Source organism: Proteus sp. Marseille-Q3619 (assembly GCF_965283115.1).
This window is the reverse complement of the sequence record NZ_CBDIMP010000001.1, coordinates 3052617-3074149: the sequence shown is the minus strand read 5'-3', so window position 1 is coordinate 3074149 and position 21533 is coordinate 3052617. Positions and strand designations below refer to the sequence as shown.

The window sequence follows — 21533 nt, the reverse complement described above, 5'->3', positions numbered from 1 at the left end:
TTTATCTTAAAGGCACCTTTGAGGTGCCTTTTTTCATCTCTTCTCCCTCTTTCATAGAAAATATTTTTATATATAAATTACAATAACTTATAAAAATTTTATCATTTTGAAAAAATCACCACTTGCTAATGATAATTATATTTACTTACAATATTTACAAAATGTTATGTTATAACATTATAAAATAAAGGAGGTAAGTAAAATGAAAAAGTCTGTTTTTAGTTATACAACGCTTTTTATTTCAATAAGTTATTCATTATTTGCAAACGCAAACACCACAACGAAATCAGAAGAAAAACGACCAAATGAGGTATTAAAGGTTTATTCAACACCTTTACAAACACCACAAGAAAAAATGGCAACACCCGTTGCTGTCATTACACAAGAAGAGTTACGCGCTAATCGTAGTTCATCTATTGCTGAAACATTGACATCTCTACCCGGTTTTCATGCCAGTTTTTTTGGTGGAGGCTCAGTGCATCCCGTTATTCGTGGGATGTCAGGCAACCGAGTAAAAGTATTGCACAGTGGTAGTGATCTTATGGATGTCTCGTCGATTGGTGCAGATCACGCAATCACGAGTGAACCTTTTTTAAGCCAGCGTATTGAAGTATTAAAAGGATCTTCAGCATTACTTTATGGAGGCGGCACAATAGGTGGCGCCATTAATGTTATTGATAGCAAAATTCCTATGTCAGTGCCTGAAAAAGGTTACGACGGCGAATTACATTATCAATATGATTCTGTTTCTAAAGGAAATACCGGTGCAGCAGGTTTGACATTAGGGCAAGATAATTTAGCTCTGCGTATTGAAGGCACGAAACGTTACCAAAGTAATTACAAACAACCCGAGCCATTACATCAAGGGGAAGCAAGCCGTTTAGCTGGCTCTTATCAAGATAACCAATCTGCAAATATCGGTGCATCATGGATCTTTGATGAGGGTTATATTGGGATTGGCTATGGTGAACAACATCGCCGATATGGATTACCTGGTCATACTCATTTTCATGATCATGAGGAGGAGCATCATCACGCCCCTACTCACCCACCTTTAGTTGGTCATCATCATCATGATCACAATCATGAATACCCTGATGAACAACATGAGCATGGCATTCCTTATATTATTATGGAGAGTAAACGATGGGATCTTCGTGGTGAAAAAAGTAACCCATTTGCCGGTATTGAATCGGTACGTTTCAGTGCGGCCAGAACCCATTATCATCATGATGAAAAAGAAGGTCACGAAGTTAGTACCCAATTTAAAAACAAAGGAGATGAATTAAGATTTTCTTTCACACATCAACCTATTTTAGGCTGGCATGGTGTTATTGGCGGGCAATTTAATCAACGTGATTTTAGTGCTTATGGAGAAGAGGCTTATGTACCGTCAACAAAAACAAAAAATCACTCACTCTTTTTATTAGAAGAATACCAATTCGGCGATTTTCGCTATGAATTAGGTTTTCGCCAAGAGTGGCAATCACTGTTAAATAGAGAAACTCAAAAAAACAATAAACAGAGTGCATCTTCGATTTCTGCTGGATTAGCGTGGAATTTTACACAAGATTATTTTTTAAATTTATCACTATCACACACGAAAAGATTACCTGTTGCAGAAGAGCTTTACGCGAATGGTGTTCATGCTGCAAGCCGAACTATTGAAAAAGGCGATCCTAATTTAACCGCAGAGACAGCAAATAATATTGATATTGGAGTCACTAAAGTAACAGGTGATATTCAATTCAATATTAGTACCTATTATAACCATATTGATAATTATATTTATGGCAAGTTTACTGGCGCTGAATTAAATAATGGATTTCGACCATTACAATACGTACAACATGATGCTCAATTCAAAGGTGTAGAAGGTAATATTGATTATTACTATCACCAAGATAGCTTAATTGGTATTTCTGGTGATTATGTCAGAGCAAATTTACTGCATAATAAAGGAAATATTCCAAGGATCCCCGCTTATCGATTAAGCGTTTATATTAAACATAGTTTAACAGAAAATCTAAATGGGAAAATTCAGGTTGATCACTTTGGAAAACAGAATAAAACAGCCGAATACGAAACGCCAACAGCATCTTATAATACAGTTAGCTTAGGTAGTGAATATATTGGCTATTTAGATAATACCAATTATACCTTGTATGCCAAAGTTAATAATATCTTTGATGCAAAAGGAAAAGACAGTACCTCTTATATTAAAGATGAAATGTATTTACCAGGTCGTAATATCATATTAGGCACTACTCTTACATTCTAAGTATAAAAAATAATTATGAAAAAAAGTAAATTCTCTATTATTTTACTTATGCTTTTGTCGTCTCCTTTATATGGAAAAGAGAATAATGAAGATAAAAGCAAAGGAAAAGAAATACCAAACGATGTTATTACTGTTAAAGCAACATCAATAAAAAACAAAGAGACTTTCTCTTCATTGTTACTGAATAATCGGGAAGAGATAAAAGGAAAACAACTTGAACAAATAAAGTCCAATACCATTGGTAATACTGTTTCAAAAGTCGCAGGAGTACAAGCAGAAGGTTTTGGCCCTAATGCCGCAAGACCCGTTATTCGTAGCATGTCTGGAAATAGAGTGGGTATTTTAGTCAATAATCTTCCTATTAATGATGTTTCATTTATCAGCGGAAATATGCCTATTCCCATTGATATGAACAGAATTAATGAAATATCGATCAGTAAAAACTCTGAAGCACTACTTTATGGTGGTAGTAGCAGTGGTGGTGCAATTCATTTGTGGGATGATAGGATAATGACACAGTTGCCTGAAAAAGCGATTTCAGGCGCCGTGACATTTAATGGAAGTACCAATAACGGTAATGGTGGATCAGCAAATATTAAATTCAGTAATGAAGAAAACTGGGTTTTTAATATTTCGGGTGCCACTAAACGAGTTACTAGATATAAAATTCCAACACATTCTAAAGCAGCACCTTGCTATAGCTATCAACAACTAAAAAGTCACTTTGCGTTACGTGATCAATGCCAAGTTGATATGAAAGTGTTTACCAGCCGTAATCCTGAAGCTTACCCTTACATTAGTGAGTTTTGGAAAAAATACAAAGTTGAATATGAATTAAGCGAAGATGATAAATATACTTTTAAAGATAAAGATTATTTTTCAGGTATTGGTTATGTTGATAACGAAGCTAACTCACAATATAAACCTGGCAGTCCCACATCCATTGAACATGTAACACCGCCCAAGCATTATGTTGAAAATAACAACAAAGAAATTCCTAATAGCTTTTTAAAAAGTCAAAGTGGTAATGCATCACTCTCTTATATTGAAGATGATGGTTATTTAGGCCTATCTATTACTGATTTTCAAACATCTTATGGTGTACCAGGATATGCTTATCTCACGTCGAAAACGACACGAGAAATGTACAAACCTATTTCAGTTTCAAACCATAATCGACGAATAGATATACAAGGAAAACATTATCACTTAACGCCATTTTTCAGAGACAGCGCTTTTTATTACTCTTATTCTGAATCGAAAGATGAGGAGTTGGTCGGTCAAATTGCATCATCGGTATTTAACACTAAAAGCCATCAATTAGCGATAGAAACTGCGCATACTCCGCTATTTAATCGGCTTAACGGTGCTGTTGGAATTAACGGTAATTATCGTGATCTGAAAACATCTGGCTATGATGCTTATTTACCAAGTGTATTAACCAAAGAGTATGGAATATATTGGGTTGAATCTCTAAATTTATCTCCTTTTGAAATTACCGCGGGATACCGTAAAGGCTATACCCATCATCATCTAAATATTCCCGATAATTATAATAGCGGTCGAGGACAAGGTTCAAATCTGCAAAATCGTCATTTTGATACCAGTGCAAATACATTAGCCTTATCTTTTACACCAATTGATGAATGGACATTAAAGCTACAAAAAAATATTTCTTATCGCGCTCCTGAAATTAATGAACTTTATACACATGGTCCCCACTATGCTTATTTAATTGAAGAACAAGGAAACAGTAAATTTAATACAGAAAAAAGTAAGAGCATTGAATTATCGTCCATTATTGAGATCGGTAATTTTTCTAATAAACTCAATCTGTATAAAACTGACTATAGTGATTTTAAGTTTAGACGCTTAACGGGCGTAAGCCGTGGTGGCGTTACAGTAATGGAATGGGATGAAACTGATCTTGAAACAAAAGGATTAGAATACGAATTTAAATATTTATATGAAATGCCTCACGACCATAATCTTACATTCACACTATTTGGTGATTTTGTTGAAAATAGAAGTAAAAGAAAGCTCTTTATTGCAGGTAATTATTTGCCTAATCTTCCCAATGAAAAACATGGTATTAGCCTTAATTATCAGCATGAAGAGTTAACCGCATTTAGTACTGCGACTTACTATAAAAAACAAAAAGAAAGTGGTGGATTAATGTATGGTGGGGATATTACTTTTCCTTCTTACACATTAGTTGATGCAGGAATTGGCAAAAAATATCATCTTGATAAATTAGATGTTTCTGTTGATTTTATTATTAATAATCTCACCAATACAGAAGCAAGACCCGCTTCTTCTCAGTTGAAATATTTAGCCCCTTTGCCGGGTAGAAATTATGGAGTGAATATCAAAATTGATTTTTAGCCAATTTATCTTTAACCATGCGTAAAAGTAAGCGAGGCACCCAATGGGTGCCTCTTTTTTATAATAATACTACGACATTTTCCCCTGGTGTGACATCCTGGTGTGAATGTTTGAGGTAATGCTTGGTGTAGCATATTGCTACGTTTTTATTGTTTTAGAAAAATACTTGTACTACTCCCTTTATTTTTTGAGAGGCTATCAGAACAAAAGCTGATAGCCTCCGTTCTCTCTCTATTTTCCTTGAGCGAGATATTTTTGCATTTCATCTGCTGGAACCATACCACCACCAGTCGCCCAGACTAAATGCGTCGCATTTTGCATTTTTTGACTGTCCAGTGATAAACCTTGCAGATAATCTTTAGCTTGAGTGACATGTACAGCGCCCGCCATTCCAGCTAAAGCCGAAGGTTCTAACTTAATCCCTTCTTCTTTATTTAATAAACTGAGTAAGTCATAAAGCTCTTGGTCATCAATAGTGTAATAACCATCAATTAAGCGCTCCATTGCTCGACCAACAAAGCCAGATGCACGACCAACAGCAAGACCATCAGCTGCAGTTACGTTATCGATACCAATCTCTTGTACAGAGATGCCTTCATGTAACTGGGTATAAACACCCAATAACATACAAGGTGAATGCGTTGGCTCTGCAAATAAGCAGTGTACGGCATCCCCAAATGCCAGTTTTAGCCCAAAAGCAACACCACCAGGGCCACCACCGACACCACAAGGCAGGTAAACAAACAGAGGATGTTCACTATCAACACGAACACCTTGTTCTTCAAATTGGCGTTTTAAACGTAATCCCGCTACCGCATAACCCAAAAATAATGTTTTTGAGTTTTCATCATCGATAAAGAAACAGTTAGGATCTTTCTCTGCTTCTTTGCGACCCTCTTCTACTGCGATGCTGTAATCTTGTTCATATTCAACAACATTAACGCCATGAGAACGTAATTTATCTTTCTTCCACTGACGTGCATCAGCAGACATATGAACACTCACGCTAAAGCCTAATTTCGCACTCATGATCCCAATAGACATACCTAAGTTGCCTGTTGAGCCAACAGCAATGCTGTATTGGCTAAAGAACTCACGGAATTTATCAGAAAATAATTTTTCATAATTATCGTCTGTGCTCAACAATCCCGCGTTTATCGCTAATTTCTCAGCATGAGTCAGTACTTCATAAATCCCACCACGCGCTTTAATTGAGCCAGAAATAGGTAAATGACTGTCCTTTTTCAAACGCAATTGACCGCTAATGGACGTGTTATAACGCTTTTCAAGTGCGACTTTCATTTTAGGAATATCAACCACTTCTGATTCGATAATTCCTTGAGTGACAGCCGTTTCTGGAAATGCTTTTGCTAAATAAGGTGCAAAACGTTGTAATCTCGCTTGTGCGTCAATTACGTCATCTTGCGTTAAACCAACATATGGAAGTCCCTGGTCAGTGGTGGTCACTTTTGGGTTAAACCAAACCACTTCTTTTAAGTCCACTAAGTCACGAACTAGTGGAAAATTGCTTGTTAATTTATTTATATCTATATGGTTCATAGTCGTTCTCTTTTATATGACAAAAGAAAGCATAAATGTACCGCCTAGTGCGACAAAGGAGGCAATAAAGGTCGCGACACTGTAAAAACGAAAAGTTTCACTTAAAGTTGCATTACAATACTGTTTCACTAACCAAAACAGTGAGTCTGTGACGATGGTACAACCAATAGCACCTGAACCAATTGCTAATGTAATAATTTCAGGGCTAATGTCTGGGTATAAAGGCATTAGTGGTGCAACAATTGCAGTCGCGCCCATCATTGCAACAGTTGCAGAACCAACAGCAGCATGAAGAATAATGGCGACTAACCAAGCCAATAAAATAGGATGCATATCTAAGTTAGAAAGAATTAACGCTAAAGATTCACTTAAACCACTACCTTTTAAAATGCCATTAAAAGCACCACCCGCACCAATAATTAATAAGATGTTGGCAATAGAGCTAAAGCTATCTTCTGTTTTCTTCAATAACGTATTCATTCCCATATTACGGCGAATACCTAGAATATAATAAGCAACAAAGGCAGCAATAAACATCGCAGTAATTGGGTTACCAATAAACTGTAATGCAGTATAAATCGATGTTCCCTTTGTCATATTTAATTCTGCTGCTGTTTTTATCAACATCAGAACAATAGGCAGTAATACAGTAAAGAGAGTGGCACCTAATGAAGGTAAATCTTTTTCTTCACGAATTTCCATATCAGAAAATTCTTCAGGTACTGTTTTAAATGGTAAGCGTTCACCTAATATTTTTAAGAATAAAGGACCACCCACTAAAGATGCCACTAAACCAACTGCAAGACCCGCAACAATAACGGTTCCCATATCTGCCCCTAATTCATTAGTCACGAATAATGCAGCAGGATGAGGAGGAACAATACAGTGAACAGCCATTAATGCTGTACATAATGGAATAGCTAATTTTAATAATGAAGTATTTGTTTTTTTCGCAATAGAGAAAGCAAGAGGGATCAGTAATACCACACCCACTTCAACAAAGAGTGTAATACCACAAATAAGACCAACCAATACCATAATAACGTCTGGAGATAACCAACGGCATTTTTGTAATGTAATACCGATGCGTTCTGCGGCACCTGATATTTCCATCATCTTACCAAGAATAGTTCCTAAACCGATAATTGCTGCTAAAAATCCTAACGTACCACCAATACCGTTTTCAATCGCATTTACAATTTCTAAAGGATTCATCTTCATTGCAGTACCCACAAAGAAGCTTGCCAATAGTAAAGCTAAAAACGGGTGAAACTTAAGTTTTATTATAGTAAAAACAATGAGCAAGATACTAATTATAAGAGTACCTAGCACCCATAACGTTGAATCCATATATCCATCCCAAATATTTTATTTATTGTTAATCATATTGAATATTAATCATTCGGCACTTACAAATGATGAAAATTTACACTAAGATGAACTCAATTAACTCAAATAAGTGACACAATGCACAAATAATCACATTATGATAAGTAGCAGCATGGTATTTCATCTTAACATTAGCTTGATTGTTAACCTACGTTACTATTAACAACAAAACGAGAATAAAAGAATGTTTGAATCTTCTAGCGTGATTTTAAGAAATAAACGATTATCTAGTTATCAATTAGCAAGACTTCACACTTTTGAAGCAACAGGTCGCCACCTTTCATTCGCTTTAGCAGCAGAAGAATTGTCCTTAACGCCAAGTGCCATTAGTCATCGTATTAATACGTTAGAAGAAGAATTAGGTATCAAGCTATTTGACCGCTTTCATCGCCGAATAGAGTTAACAGAAGAAGGCGAACGAATTTATTGGGCGCTTAAAAAAACGCTAGAAGATATTAACCAAGAAATTTTAGATATTCATAACCAAGAAGTCTCAGGCATTCTCACCGTTTATTCACGACCTTCTATTGCCCAATGTTGGCTAGTGCCTCTTATTTCAGATTTTACTGAACGTTATCCCTCTATTGAATTAAATCTACTCACAGGAAATGATGATATTAACTTTCGAGGTTATGGCATTGATCTGGCGATTTATTTTGATGATAAACAACTACAAAATCTTTATTGCGAAGATTTAATTTCAGAATCTATTATTCCCGTATGTAGCCCTGAATATGCTAAAAAACATGAGCTTATTGGCAATATTCATCATCTATCCAATTGCACCTTACTGCATGATAGGCAAGCTTGGAGTAATAACTCTGATTTCGACGAATGGCGAGCTTGGAGTGAATATATGGGGCTTTCACTTTTTCCTAATCGTAGCAATATCTGTTTTGACCGCTCTGATCTTGCTGTTATTGCTGCGGTTAACCACTCAGGAGTGGCGATGGGAAGAAAACGTTTAGTGCAAAAACAACTGGCTAATAAAGAATTAATTATTCCTTTTGATAATAGTGAGCTTTTTTGCGCTCAGCGTTATTACCTCGTCACTCGAAATGAAAAAAATAATGCTAAAGTACAGCTTTTCATTCAGTGGCTGAAAAAACAAATCAAGGAAAGAATGTAATTTTCTAAGGAAAATACGATGAAAGAGATGACCTTTTCAACACAACAGATAATCGCTATTGCAAAATATGCAGGTTTAATCGTCGCAAATAAAAAACATATCACTGAGAATATTCTTTATTAAAATCAACCCGCCAATTAGGCGGGCCTATCATTTATTAATTCTAAACGTCTATGATCTTATTTAGCTAGAAAGTGTTTATCTTCAATCACAATTAAAGGTTCAATATCACTCTCTTTTTTAATTACTAGAGTTGGGTCTGAACGTAAACAACAACCGCCATAATGCCCGCCCACTGTAAAGGTGCAAACTTGGATATAACGATTTGCCACTTTTGGTAAACACCATAATTCTTGGTAAATATTTTCTTGATGATCAAATTGACCACTGGTTTCATCTAACACATTATCTTTATGATCGACTAAACCAATGTTACTACCACAACGACCCGCAATCGGTTTAACCGCATAACCACTTTGTGCAAGACGAGGTGTCACTGTGAAATCAGTATCTAACAAATAAGGATTATCAGGGAACAATTGCCATAAAATAGGTAGAATCGCTTTATTACTAGGAATAAGTGTCCAAAGAGGTTCAAAAACGGTAATTTCAGGACGTAAAAGCACATCGACCAAGCGGACTTCGCCTTCAGGATGCCCTGTACGAATAGGGATCAGTGCTTGTTGTTCACTCTCTTCTCTTAGTTGGTCTAACGCTGTTTCCCAAGCCCATGTTTTCCAAACACATTCAACAACCCGCTTGTCTGCATCAATCAATTGACCACGACTATTCCAATGAAGTTCATCTAATCCACGTAGAATTTTACTGTTATAACCTGCTTGATTCAGTGATTGTTGCATAAAGAGAGCGTGATAATCTTCTTCACTATCATCATCTTGAAGAATATGCACAAAAGGTTTTGCATCACAGTGTTTCCAAGCATCCGCTAATGCATCAAGTAAGCGTTCGCCAGGGTTAAAACCCTCTTTAATTCCACCTTTCTGTGCCCATTTCTCGATGATTAAGCCAGCTTCTGTATGGCAAGAGGCAGAGTCAGCATTATATTCATAAACTTTGACACCACGTTCATCCATACAAAAATCTAATCGTCCCGTGATCATTTGATGGCGTCTGTTTTGCCATGACAAACGAATACGAGGCCACAACACTTCAGGAATATCGAATAAACGCAGTAGCTTATCGTCTTTCAACACTTTTTCAGTTGCATGCAAATACATCAAATGCATTTCATTACTTGCACGAATAAGTTCCTGCTCTGCACTTTCTGAAATGGTGAAATATTCATAGCTATCTTGATTGATGATATGACCGTGTTGTGCGACGACATACGCTTTTTCTAGCGGTGAACTTTCATCTAACCATTTACCATCCAACTGGCCTTTATTCTCAAGTTTTGCCGCATGAATGGCTAACAGTTCAGGCGCAATTTTAGGTTGAGGAAGGCTATAAGCATTAGGCTCTGTTTGGATCATCCAACCTAATAGAGTTGTATTATCAAAAGTATCTTGAATAAAGTAACCGTTATCCGTCACTTTAAGCGGTAATTCTCGAGTCCACTGTTGCCCTGCGGGTAATCGAGTGTGGATAACATTTTGCTCTGCAATACGAATTTTATCTTCAAGCACTTCAGTAATAACAGCAACATGCCCTGTTACTTTAAATTCACCACCTTCTTGCCAAATCAATAAAGCACCCACCGCTGGAGGTTGTTTGCTACCATTTGCAAAGGCTTGTAATGGCAATATATCGTCATCGATGGTTTTACGTAAAAAACGCAGTGAGAAGATCTCATAAGCCATTCCCACATCAGTAAATACAGAGCCATAATGCAAATAGAGAAAACGGCGAGCAAACTCAACACACTGCCACTTGTGCCCCATATATTCATTACCAATATAACTACGGAATGAATCATTAGCGGCATAGTCTTCTTTATCAATACTGCTGTAATCTGAAGAGTAAATCGCGACACCACCAGGCGCATAGCCTAGCAATGTTCCAAATGGTTCATGACGAATGATATCTTTTACATTCATAATCTCGACCTTGACGATAAATAGATAACTACCCTGCAATACTTATAATCTGCATAAGTATTATAGATAACAATCTTAACGCTGTAGACCATCAGAAGTGAATGTAATTTTATAAATGACAACAAAATGAAAATTGTTGTTTGGGTTTGATACTCGTTTAAGAAGGGAAATCGCGACGAGATAAAAAAAACTCAAAAATAACCCATTATAAAAAGCCTATAAAAGGTATTTTCGAGCATAAATACAGTCAAAGAGGGCTTTATCTTTTTTATTGTGATTGCATTATTTACTCTTTATTAATCATAAATGCGAGCACAAATGACAGAATAAATGGTGTTTAGGCAATATATAGCACTGCTTATCAAAAAATCCTCGATTATCCTGCTAGAAAAAAGAAAGATCTCAAAATAGTTTAATGAAAATTAATATCATCTTATAACGTAATGGGTATAAATAATTCATCCAATTAACCGATAACACAGTAGTATGGATTTGACTCATTCAAGCCGGAGTGCTTGTTTATTTTGAAGATCCACACGGAAACTTGATATTCAATTTATTGAGTATTATTGGTGGTTGATAGGAAGAATGAGGTCACTAATGTCAAAGATTTATCCCATTTCTCAAATTATTGGGCATAAAATTCGTAAACAACGCCAGCAACTTCGCTTGTCAGCAAAGGTTGTCGCTGAACGAGTCGGTATTAGCCAGCAACAATTTTCACGTTATGAGAATGGGCTATGTAAGATTGATGTTGATATGCTCTTTCATATTGCACAAGAGCTAAAAGTCACTCCTGCATTTTTCCTACCACCAAATGAAGAGCAAGTTTCTGCTGTGGCACTGACACAATCCAAACAGTTTTGGAGCGCTCAAAGTCAGATTTAATCTTCTTAGTATGGAAGTCTTCTCTTTTATCTTCTCATTATGATAAATAAGATTTCCATATATCATTCTTAATTAGATGATTTCATTGAGTATTATTACCCAGAATTATTAATTCCATTCATATATTTCTTTCAGAACAACAAATTTTTTCTTTTATAAAAGAAAACGTTATCACTATTTTCACTGACTTTCCTGCCAACTTAAGCGATATTTTTCGTATAGATTATCTCCTATTTCTAATGCAAATTATGCTAACCTTATTAAGAATAATAACAATTATCATTCAATAATAAGGGTTAAACATGAAATATCGCTATGCACTCTCTCTCACTGCACTCTCATTTCTTTCTGCGTCCGCTCTCGCTGTCGAGTATCCAGTTGGTCATCCTATTCTTAAAAATGGTATGGAAATTCAAGGGGTTTATCTCCAACCTATCACAATGGATACCGAGGAAGGTCATCATGCGATGAATCACTTGGCTGCTGATAAGGCAGATATCCATTTAGAAGCAGACATTCATGCTACAGAAGATAATCCGAATGGATTTGCTGAGGGTGATTGGATCCCTTACCTCACCATCGAATACACCGTAACAAAATCCGACGCGCCTGCAAAAAAACAACAAGGTACATTTATGGCAATGGTTGCCAACGATGGCCCTCACTATGGTGAAAACCTGAAACTAGACGGAAATGGTCAATATAACGTGACCTATAAAATTTACCCGCCTTCATACAACAAAGATATCGCTTTTGGTCGCCATATCGATAAAGAAACAGGCGTTTCACCTTGGTTTGAACCCTTTGAAGTGTCATGGGATTTCACCTATAGCGGTACGGGCCGTAAAGGCAGTTACTAATTAGCTTGATAACGGATAAATCCAACCCTTTGGATTTATCCTTTTTCTCTTTTTTAAGTGAAACGCTGATGATCAAAACTCTCTCTAAATATACATTATTACTACTGTTAATGGTGACATCCTCTGTTTTTGCAGCAGAGAAATACACCGTTGAATTAGAAATGAAAGATGGCGAACTTATTCCCCAAGTACTTGAAGTCCCCGCTAAAACACCCATTAGAATAAAAATTCGTAATACAGGCACTAGCCCTGTTGAATTTGAAAGTACACAGCTACGTAAAGAAAAAGTATTAGCACCGGGCGCCAATTCTGTCGTTGTAATCGCACCACTAAAACCAGGTCGTTACACCTTCTTTGATGATTTTCACCTTTCTCATCCCCAAGGTGAAATTGTTGCAACTGAAAAGGCAGAGTAATTATGGGACAAGTTCTGTTTGTTGTTTGGCGAGAAAGCTTTGAAGCGCTATTAGTAGTAGGCATTATTTATGCGTGGATAAAACGTTCACCAACACCACAACACGGTATGAAATATTTATGGGGTGGCGTGGCCTTTGGGTTATTTCTTGCCATTATTCTAGCACTAAGTATTTATGGCGTATTTAGCTCACTCGAAGATATGTGGCAATCTCTATTTATGATCGCAATGGAGATCCTCGCTTGTGTACTTATTGTGCAGATGGTTTATTGGATGAATGGGCAGGGAAAATCATTAAAAGCAAATATAGAAAATGAACTCACCCAAAAAACACAACAACAAAGTGCATGGGGTATTTTATTGATTATTGCCATTGCGATTGCCAGAGAAGGCAGCGAAGTCGTGGTCTTCCTCTCTAGCCATATTATGGCTCTCAATGCACAAACAGCACTGCCTTTCTTTATTGAAGTCTTTATTGGCTTACTTGTCGCAGCATTCACACTATGGCTATTTTTGCTGACTTCAAAAGTTATTTCATGGCGCTATTTCTTTACTGTAACAGGATTTTTATTACTATTCCTTGCCGTTTCTCTGTTATTAAAAGCCGTAGAAGAAATTGCAAATCTACTGATTGAAATGGATTTTGAATTACCTGATTTCTTTATTTATCCACTTTGGGATATTAGCCATATTCTTGATGATTCCAGTGTCTTTGGTAATTTTTTAGTCTCGTTTTTTGCTTATCGCTCTCAACCAATTGGTTTAAGCGTGGTGACATTTATTGTGTATTGGGTGGTTGTTGCCCTGTTATTTAAGCGAGGTGCTCGCCATGCTAAATAATATAAAATTGCTAAGCAAAAATATCGCAGCTTTTCTATTTATCTTGTTATTTTCTTTTCCTGTTTATGCCGAAAAAATTATTCAGGGTATTATCCAAGATAGCGAGAATATCGTTATTGCCAAAGGGGATATCCCTACTCCTAAAAAGTTCGAAACCGATATTTTAAATTACCGAGAAAAGGCTGTTGAACAATTAACGCTAGTTGAAAAATCGCTCGTTAAATTAATCGAAAATAGTGAAAAAAATCAGCTTATTAATGCACAAAATGCTTATCAACAAGCGCATTATCATTATGAAGTTATTCGCCCTATTATTGCCCTTTTTGGTACAAGCGAACGTTTATTGAATAATCGAGCTAATTTCTTTCTTGAAAGAGAAAACTCACCTCGTTTTTCAGGGTTTCATTTAGTTGAATATCAACTATTTAAATTAAAAGATCCTCAAAAAGCCACAGAATCGGCAAAAAACCTTTTAAGAGGTATTAGTGACCTAAAAAAACGTGTCGCGATTGAAGATATTCCTATTCCTAAATTGGTTCAATCTGCGGGTGATAGCTTAGAGTTTATTTTAACTGACAAACTCGCTGGTATTGAAAATCAATATTCAAACAGCGATCTGGGTGATAGTTATGCCAATTTATCTGGATCGCGCTTAATCGTAGAGATCTTATCTAATCATATTCCAACGACAGAATATCAACTGCTTATCAAACAATATGACGATATAGGGGCTTTGCTTTTAAAATATCAGCGCGATGAAGGTCTATTTCAGCCTTTAACCGCACTTCCTGAAACAGAAAAAAGTTGGCTTTTTTCTCAAGTAACACAATTGGCAGAGCAAGTGGCAAACTTACGTAGTACGCTCAATATTGATGTTTACTATCACTATAAAGAAGCAAGTGATGAAAAATAAAACTCTCTTTAAATCGCTATCAAAAAATCCTGTTAACCTAAATAAACGTACAACGTTAAAATGGTTGGGAGGGAGTCTATTACTCGCCAGTATGGGAGCGAAAGCAGTAGAAAAACAAAGCGCTTCATCAGTACCTCGTTATCAGCGCGCTATTGCCTATTTAGGTCAACATCAAGCGGGCGTTATTACGCCAGAACAAAAACATGCCTCATTGATTGCACTTAATCTGACAGTAACAAACGCCGATGATATAAAAAGAGTATTTGCAACACTGACACAACGAATTGCATTTTTAACTCAACCCAGAGAACTTCAACAAAGAGCTAACCCGCATCTCCCCCCTGCTGAATCTGGTATTTTAGGAACACAATTACACCCCGATGAATTAACCGTCACCGTTGCTTTAGGTGATAGTTTTTTTGATAGCCGTTTTGGTTTTCAAGCTAAAAAACCTAAGCGTTTAGAACCAATGAAACCCTTTCCTAATGACCGACTCAATCCTAAATGGTGTGGTGGCGATGTATTACTGCAACTTTGTGCGAATAGCCCAGAAAGTGTAATTTATGCGTTAAGAGATATTTTAAAACACCTGTCAGGGAAGGTTTATGCTGTATGGAAAATCGATGGCTTTCTTCCTTCTCGTGATATCGATAATCGACAGACACCTATTAATCTTTTTGGCTTTAAAGATGGCTCGGGCAACGCCCCTTCTTCAGATAATAGTTTGATGGATGATCTTGTTTGGATCACTGAGAAACAAAAAGAGCCACAGTGGTGTTTAGGTGGAAGTTATCAAGCTGTTCGCCTTATTCGTTTTGCTTTGGAATTTTGGGATAGAACACCGCTTGAAGATCAAGAAAATAACTTTGGGCGCCATCGCTCAACGGGTGCACCAATAGGTATGAAGCAAGAGATGGACGATCCTCAATTTGAAAAAGATCCTCACGGTGACAGAGTGCTATTTGATTCTCATATGCGACGAGCTGAACCAAGAAATCCAGAACGTTACAGTGCAAAATTACGCCGACGTAGTTATAGCTACTCATTAGGATTAACGCCTTCAGGTCAACTAGATATGGGGCTGATCTTTATCTCATTTCAAAATAACCTTAAAAAAGGGTTTATTGATACCCAAAAACGTTTAGACGGTGAACCCTTAGAGCGTTATATCAAACCTTTTGGTGGCGGATATTACTTCGTGTTACCCGGTATATCTCAAGAAGGCGACATTCTGGCAAAAGGACTATTCGATTAATCAACACACGATTTTAGGCACTTTGCTTTTAATGCAAAAGTGCCTAAATAAGCTCTTTAGCAAATTAATGGGAGAAATGCGCCATTTTTGCTTTTAATGCATAGCCTAGCTCCATTTGCCTTTCAGGTTCAATAAATCCCATCGTCAATACTGCCGCTACCATTTCCCCTTTTTTATTAAAGACAGGGCATGAAATAGATTGCGCGCCAGGAATACCATCAGCAGGCTCCTGACGAATAGCAAAACCTTGTTGACGAATAGTATTTTGCTGCTTTTGCGATAAATCTGCTTCAATCATCAAATCACTAAAGGTGGCAAAAACAGCACCCGCTGCACTAACTTTATGAGGAACAGGAGTATCAGGTAAAAAATCGATATCAACATGTTTAAAACTACGGTTGTAACGTGTTAAAAATAGTTGATTACCTTGAGATATCACCAATCCCGTAGACATATTATGTTCGTCTCTAAACTCACATAATAGCTGGTTAATTTCATCCACAACGGATTGTGGCTTTGGTGTCGCCTCGGCTAAGAAAAGAATTTTACTGCCCAAACAATACTGGCTTCCTTCACTCTCTTGATACAGCATTTCTGAGCGACAAAGTGAAACTAAATACTTATGTAAGCGACTTTTTGAAAGTGAACAGGCTTTTGCAATATCTGACGATCGAGCTACCCCGCCATTCGACGCAATAAATTCGAGAATGGTAATAGCGATATCAACCGAGTTAACTCCTTGAGAATTCTGCATTTATTTTTCCCATACCTATTCGTTATTTACTTAATTTTATGACGATATCCCATTATTCTTTTTTTGTTATTTTTACTAGTATATTGCTCTGAAACCTTATTTTAAATAGGGCTTTTTAATCATTTTCTATCGATTATTTTCTTTGTCTATTTTTAGATGATCTAACTCAAAGTTAACCATATATGAATTGAGTTTATATATAGTTAACTTTTCTTGTGCGTGAGAATGTCTATGTCTAAAAATCAAAAATGGGAATTAAATAGAAGAACGTTGTTAAAAGGAATGGGCGCTATTGGCGTGGCCGCTCTTTCTCCTAACGCGTTCAGTCTAGTTAATGAAAATAAACCCATATATAACCAAAAAGTACGGATCAAATTATCCGAATATAAAACCTTTCGTTCAACCTGTGCGATGGAATGTTTGCACTGTAACCTAACAGCTTTTACACATAATGGGCAACTTATCAAAGTTGAAGCCACTGAAGGCTTTAATGTGAAATGCTGTTTGCGTGGTATGAGCCGAACTAAGTGGGTATACCATAAAGATCGTTTAACCACACCTTTATTACGTGTTGGCGAAAAAGGGAAAGCCGAGTTTAAACCGATCAGTTGGAATGAAGCGCTTGATCTTATTGAAAAGAATATCAGAGAAACCATTGATAAGTTTGGCAATGAGGGGCTATTTATCTCCACTCATGCAGGCAATATGGACTCGATTAAAAACGATATGGGTAAAGCGTTTTTCGATTACTTAGGAGGCTCCACAAAACAAGCTGGCTCTTTATGCTGTTCTGCTGTAACAGCGGCGATGATCCCAATGGTGGGTCTACGCTATGCAGATACTCGAGATACGGTAAAAGATAGTCGCTATATTCTTTGTTGGGGTAATAACCCAGCAGTCACTATGCAAGCCTATTTTAAAAACTACAACCAAGCTCGCCGAAATGGCGCCAGAATGGTGGTTATTGATCCTCGCTTTAATGAAACTGCGGCTAAAGCTGATGAATGGATCCCTATTGTACCTGGTACAGATACTGCGCTCGCATTAGGTATGATCAAAATTATCATTGACGAAAATCTCACGGATAAGCCTTTTTTACGTGCGCATACCGGTGCCGTTTACCTTGTTGACTCACAACAAAAACTATTACGCCAATCTGATGATGATAAAGATAGCTATCTGGTTTTTGATACATTAAGTCAGCAACTTGTTCATCATGAAACAGCGAATATTGTTCCTGCGTTAACTCATGATGAACTGCCTACTAATGTTGACTATGTGACAGTTTTTGAGCAAATTTATCAGCAAGCACAACCTTGGACTATCGAAAAAACCAGCCAAGAAACGGATATTCCAAAAGAAACGATCATTCGTTTAGCTCGCGATTATGCCACCACCAAGCCAGCGATGATTGTGCAAAATATGTCAGGCGCTCAACGAACCGAGTTTGGTGCTTATGTCGCAGCAAGCCAGTTTTATCTCGCCTTATTAACCGGCAATATCGGTAAAAAAGGCGCGGGAGTTTGTGATGCGGGCGGTGCTCGTCAAATGGCGAAATTTAGCCCGATTATTCCACCAGCACCTAATGCAAAACCCATTAAACCAATCCCTGTTGCAAAAGTCGGTGATTGTATTGTCAATGAAAGACCACACCCAATTAACTTTTGGTGGATCATGACAATGGGGGTGATGACGCAACTTCCTAACACAAATATGGTGCGTAATGCACTGAAAAAAGTACCTTTTGTTGTTGTCGCAGATAATCTGATGTCATCCACGGCACTTTATGCCGACCTTGTGCTTCCTGTTACCACTATTTTTGAAGATACCAGTTTAATGGCGGGTGTTCGTAGTCAGTATGTACAATTAATGGAAAAAGCCGTTGAGCCACCAGGAGAAGCAAAACCTGATTATTGGATCTTTGCTCGCCTTGCTGAGCGTTTTGGCTTTGGTGAAGTCTTTAATCAGCCTATCGAACATTACATTGATGCTTGCCTAAAAGGCTCTGGTATTACTCGAGAAATGCTTGAAAAAGGCCCAGTACGCCCAGTTGAAGGCGATTGGATCCCATTTAAAGATGGTATTTTCCGTACTTCAACGAAAAAAGCGCACTTCTTTATTGAAGAGTGGCAGGGCAAAAATTACTCCCCTATTGTCACCTATTATCCAGTAAAAGAATCGATAAAAGGCTCACCTGAACTTGCCCAAAAGTATCCTCTTATGGCGGTACAACGCAAACTCGCCCGTAGTGTTCACTCCAGTCATGGTATGAATGAATGGATCTTAGAAGTACAGCGTAATCAGCCGAATATTCTTATCCATCCTAATGATGCCTTAGCTCGCGGTATTAAAAATGGTGAATGGGCTATCGCGTTTAATGATCGAGGTGAACACCGCGCGATTGCCGTTGTGACCACTCACATTAAGCAAGGTGTTATCTCATTAGACAATGGATGGTGGGAGCAACAAGGCGGAAGTAGTAGCCATGTCACCAATGATCACGTAGAGCCTTTAGGTAATGGTCATTGCTGTAATAGCACCTTAGTTAACGTAAGACGGGAGGCATGATCATGGCGAAGAAACAGTATGGTTTTCTGATAAATACCAAAGATTGCTACGGTTGTCGCACCTGCTCTATGGCATGTAAATCTGAAAACGTAACACCACCCGGTGTGCTATGGCGTCGTGTTCGTGAATTCAACGAAGATCAACCTAATGCACAAGCCTTTATTACTATGTCTTGTAACCATTGTGATGATCCACAATGCCTAAAAGTCTGTCCAGCTGACACTTATACCAAACGCGAGGATGGTATTGTCGTGCAAGATCATGACAAATGCATTGGTTGCCAGATGTGTATTATGGCCTGTCCTTATAATGCACCCGTTTATGATCCCGTTGAAGGCAAAACCAGTAAATGCAACATGTGCACAGATAGACTGGATGAAGGCTTGAAACCACGTTGCGTCGAGTCTTGCCCTACGAGTGCCATCGAATTTGGTGACATTGAAGATTTACGTAAAAAACATACAACAAATTGGGCTTTATTGGAAAAACGCTATGGCGTTCCTGATCACACCATCAGTAATCCTAATATTGTCATTATTGGTATGGAGGATTAATCATGCATGATTATCAACTGCCGTTAGTCCTGTTTACGGTGATGAGTCAGTGGGGCATTGGTGCCGTATTAGCACTTTCACTGTATCAATGGCAAAACCAGACACAAAACTCAACGATATTAAATACCAAAGCGTTACGAACAACGATTGCACTGATTTGGCTAATTGAAGTTGTTGGCTCCTCAATGTCGATGGGGCACTTGGGTGATCCACTTGGCGCTTATCGTTCTGTATTAGGTATCGCTCACTCTTGGTTAAGTCGCGAAGCTATTGCCTTTGTGATGCTAAATGGATTGATTTCATTATGGGCATTAGCCAGTTGGGTACAACCTCATGCCATCCGCCGTAATAGCCTACTTGGCTTATTTTGTGGCGTTATTGGTTTGCCTGTTATTTTGGTTACAGCACAAATCTATTACCAAATGCAGGCACACCCGTTATGGCATACACCAGCAACACAAATTAGCTTTATTGGTACAGCGTTGTTACTTGGCTTTGGCTCGATGATCCCTTGGTTACGTTTACAAGGTAAAACCATTAGCAATTCATTAAAAATAGGGACGTTAATCGGCGCATTATTAGTACTTGTGGGATCAGTTATGAGAGCACAAGTACCCGGTGCAGATGTAGCAAGCCTATTATTATGGTGGCAAGTCATTGCTAGTCTGATTATGGGTATTTGTATTATTACGTTGTCTCATAGTGCTTCATTTAGCAAAACATCGCTCTCTATTATCGCTATTTTGATGCTTTTTAGTGGCGAAATTACAGGAAGAATGTTGTTTTATGGCAATGTAATGGCGCAAGCACCTTGGTTTTAAGTATGTTATCTCTCTAGGTTAAATAGCTTAGTTAGCTTGCTTATTTAACCTAGCATTACTTTTCATTTTACCCCGAATTTATTCGGGGTATTTTTTTATCTCGCCCATATTATTGATTTTACCTTATCAGTATTCTTTTTATCTTTGTTGAAATAATAATCTGGCTATCTTTATCAATAATAGGCAAAATTAACATTAATAATTTAGCACAATTCCCTGTTTACTATTAGAAAAGAGAGCGCTTCACATGACTGGATTAATTATTACCATCGCGTTATTAGGTCTTATTTTTTATTATTACAACCGTATTATCTCTATGCGTGAAGCAGTTATCTCAAGTGAAACTGAAATTTCAGTGCAATTAGATCGTCGTGGCAAAGTGTTTGATAGCTTATTAGCCACCGTTAAAAAATACCTTAGTCATGAATCTGAAGTATTTACTAAAATAACTGAATTAAGAACACAATCTCAAAGCGCAAATACCAAAGAAGCCAAAGCGGCTGAAGATGAGTTATCAAAAATTGTCTCAAGTGGTGCCATTAATGTTGCGGTTGAAAATTACCCTGAATTAAAATCCGACACTATCATGGCAAATTTACAAGAAGAGATTGTTTCAACAGAAAATAAACTCTCTTTTGCAAAGCGCGGTTACAACCGTACTTTAGAGCAATACCGTGCTTTCATCGCCTCTATTCCTGCGGTATTTATCGTCAAAATTTTCCCAAGCCTTGTTATTGATAAAGAGTACTGGCGCCTTGATGAAGGAACCATTAAAGCAGAAGAAGCACGCCGCATTAATTTCGATTAATTTGATAGTGATAAGAGATACTTATTACTTCTAGATTGATAAAACAGCACTTAACG

Annotated in this window: 17 protein-coding genes; 13 read left to right on the top strand and 4 right to left on the bottom strand. The window is 37.4% G+C overall.

All coding sequences use genetic code 11. The features are described from left to right. The first annotated feature begins 202 nt into the window (after nt 1–202). Both ACWPWK_RS14125 and ACWPWK_RS14120 read left to right on the top strand, forming a co-directional pair. On the top strand, nt 203–2281 hold the full coding sequence (locus ACWPWK_RS14125) for a TonB-dependent receptor domain-containing protein (RefSeq protein ID WP_109371584.1): 2079 nt from the start codon (nt 203–205) through the stop codon (nt 2279–2281). Between the two features lie 15 nt (nt 2282–2296). Further along, nucleotides 2297–4666, top strand: a complete 2370-nt coding sequence (locus ACWPWK_RS14120) for a TonB-dependent receptor (protein ID WP_109371586.1) — start codon at nt 2297–2299, stop codon at nt 4664–4666. Between the two features lie 231 nt (nt 4667–4897). On the opposite strand, the gene ACWPWK_RS14115 is transcribed toward ACWPWK_RS14120, so the two are convergent. Both ACWPWK_RS14115 and dsdX read right to left on the bottom strand, forming a co-directional pair. After that, complete coding sequence (locus tag ACWPWK_RS14115; RefSeq protein WP_109371588.1) at nt 4898–6226, bottom strand: D-serine ammonia-lyase; 1329 nt, start codon at nt 6224–6226, stop codon at nt 4898–4900. Between the two features lie 12 nt (nt 6227–6238). Further along, nucleotides 6239–7576 (bottom strand): D-serine transporter DsdX, encoded by a 1338-nt coding sequence (gene dsdX / locus ACWPWK_RS14110; RefSeq protein ID WP_109371590.1) that lies wholly within the window; start codon nt 7574–7576, stop codon nt 6239–6241. A gap of 223 nt (nt 7577–7799) precedes the next feature. On the opposite strand from dsdX, the gene dsdC reads away from it, so the two are divergent. Continuing rightward, nucleotides 7800–8744 (top strand): DNA-binding transcriptional regulator DsdC, encoded by a 945-nt coding sequence (gene dsdC, locus ACWPWK_RS14105; RefSeq protein ID WP_109371592.1) that lies wholly within the window; start codon nt 7800–7802, stop codon nt 8742–8744. Between the two features lie 179 nt (nt 8745–8923). Here dsdC and gss read toward each other — a convergent pair whose 3' ends face one another. After that, a complete protein-coding gene (gene gss, locus ACWPWK_RS14100; RefSeq protein ID WP_109371594.1) occupies nt 8924–10801 on the bottom strand; it encodes a bifunctional glutathionylspermidine amidase/synthase in 1878 nt (625 codons plus the stop codon). 600 nt (nt 10802–11401) lie between these two features. Between gss and ACWPWK_RS14095 the strand changes: the two genes are divergently transcribed. The 6 genes from ACWPWK_RS14095 to efeB all read left to right on the top strand — a co-directional run bounded on the left by ACWPWK_RS14095 (nt 11402) and on the right by efeB (nt 15972). Continuing rightward, nucleotides 11402–11689 (top strand): helix-turn-helix domain-containing protein, encoded by a 288-nt coding sequence (locus ACWPWK_RS14095; RefSeq protein WP_072063612.1) that lies wholly within the window; start codon nt 11402–11404, stop codon nt 11687–11689. A gap of 302 nt (nt 11690–11991) precedes the next feature. Beyond that, nucleotides 11992–12549, top strand: coding sequence for an iron transporter (locus ACWPWK_RS14090; protein ID WP_109371597.1), 558 nt, complete (start codon nt 11992–11994; stop codon nt 12547–12549). A 68-nt stretch (nt 12550–12617) separates the two neighbouring features. Beyond that, nucleotides 12618–12965, top strand: a complete 348-nt coding sequence (locus ACWPWK_RS14085; RefSeq protein ID WP_088493623.1) for a cupredoxin domain-containing protein — start codon at nt 12618–12620, stop codon at nt 12963–12965. Between the two features lie 2 nt (nt 12966–12967). Then, nucleotides 12968–13804, top strand: a complete 837-nt coding sequence (locus tag ACWPWK_RS14080; RefSeq protein ID WP_109371599.1) for an FTR1 family iron permease — start codon at nt 12968–12970, stop codon at nt 13802–13804. Beyond that, nucleotides 13794–14717: an EfeM/EfeO family lipoprotein gene (locus ACWPWK_RS14075; RefSeq protein WP_109371601.1), complete on the top strand. Its 924-nt coding sequence runs from the start codon at nt 13794–13796 to the stop codon at nt 14715–14717. Before ACWPWK_RS14080 ends, ACWPWK_RS14075 begins: the two co-directional genes overlap by 11 nt. Then, a complete protein-coding gene (efeB, locus tag ACWPWK_RS14070) occupies nt 14707–15972 on the top strand; it encodes an iron uptake transporter deferrochelatase/peroxidase subunit (protein ID WP_109371603.1) in 1266 nt (421 codons plus the stop codon). The genes ACWPWK_RS14075 and efeB overlap by 11 nt, the downstream gene beginning before the upstream one ends. A 64-nt stretch (nt 15973–16036) precedes the next feature. Here efeB and ACWPWK_RS14065 read toward each other — a convergent pair whose 3' ends face one another. Beyond that, the gene (locus ACWPWK_RS14065; protein WP_109371605.1) at nt 16037–16726 is read right to left on the bottom strand and encodes a helix-turn-helix domain-containing protein; all 690 of its coding nucleotides are present in this window, start codon (nt 16724–16726) and stop codon (nt 16037–16039) included. Nucleotides 16727–16957: 231 nt separating this feature from the next. On the opposite strand from ACWPWK_RS14065, the gene ACWPWK_RS14060 reads away from it, so the two are divergent. From ACWPWK_RS14060 to ACWPWK_RS14045, 4 genes are all read left to right on the top strand, one after another. Next, nucleotides 16958–19294 carry a molybdopterin-containing oxidoreductase family protein gene (locus ACWPWK_RS14060; protein WP_109371607.1) on the top strand — a complete coding sequence of 779 codons (2337 nt, stop codon included), beginning with the start codon at nt 16958–16960 and terminating at the stop codon, nt 19292–19294. Between the two features lie 2 nt (nt 19295–19296). Then, nucleotides 19297–19848, top strand: coding sequence for a 4Fe-4S dicluster domain-containing protein (locus ACWPWK_RS14055; protein ID WP_109371609.1), 552 nt, complete (start codon nt 19297–19299; stop codon nt 19846–19848). A gap of 2 nt (nt 19849–19850) precedes the next feature. Beyond that, entirely contained in the window at nt 19851–20669 is an 819-nt protein-coding gene (locus ACWPWK_RS14050) for a dimethyl sulfoxide reductase anchor subunit family protein (RefSeq protein WP_109371611.1), read from the top strand. Nucleotides 20670–20916: 247 nt separating this feature from the next. After that, the gene (locus ACWPWK_RS14045) at nt 20917–21477 is read left to right on the top strand and encodes a LemA family protein (protein ID WP_088493630.1); all 561 of its coding nucleotides are present in this window, start codon (nt 20917–20919) and stop codon (nt 21475–21477) included. The last annotated feature ends 56 nt before the right edge of the window (nt 21478–21533 follow it).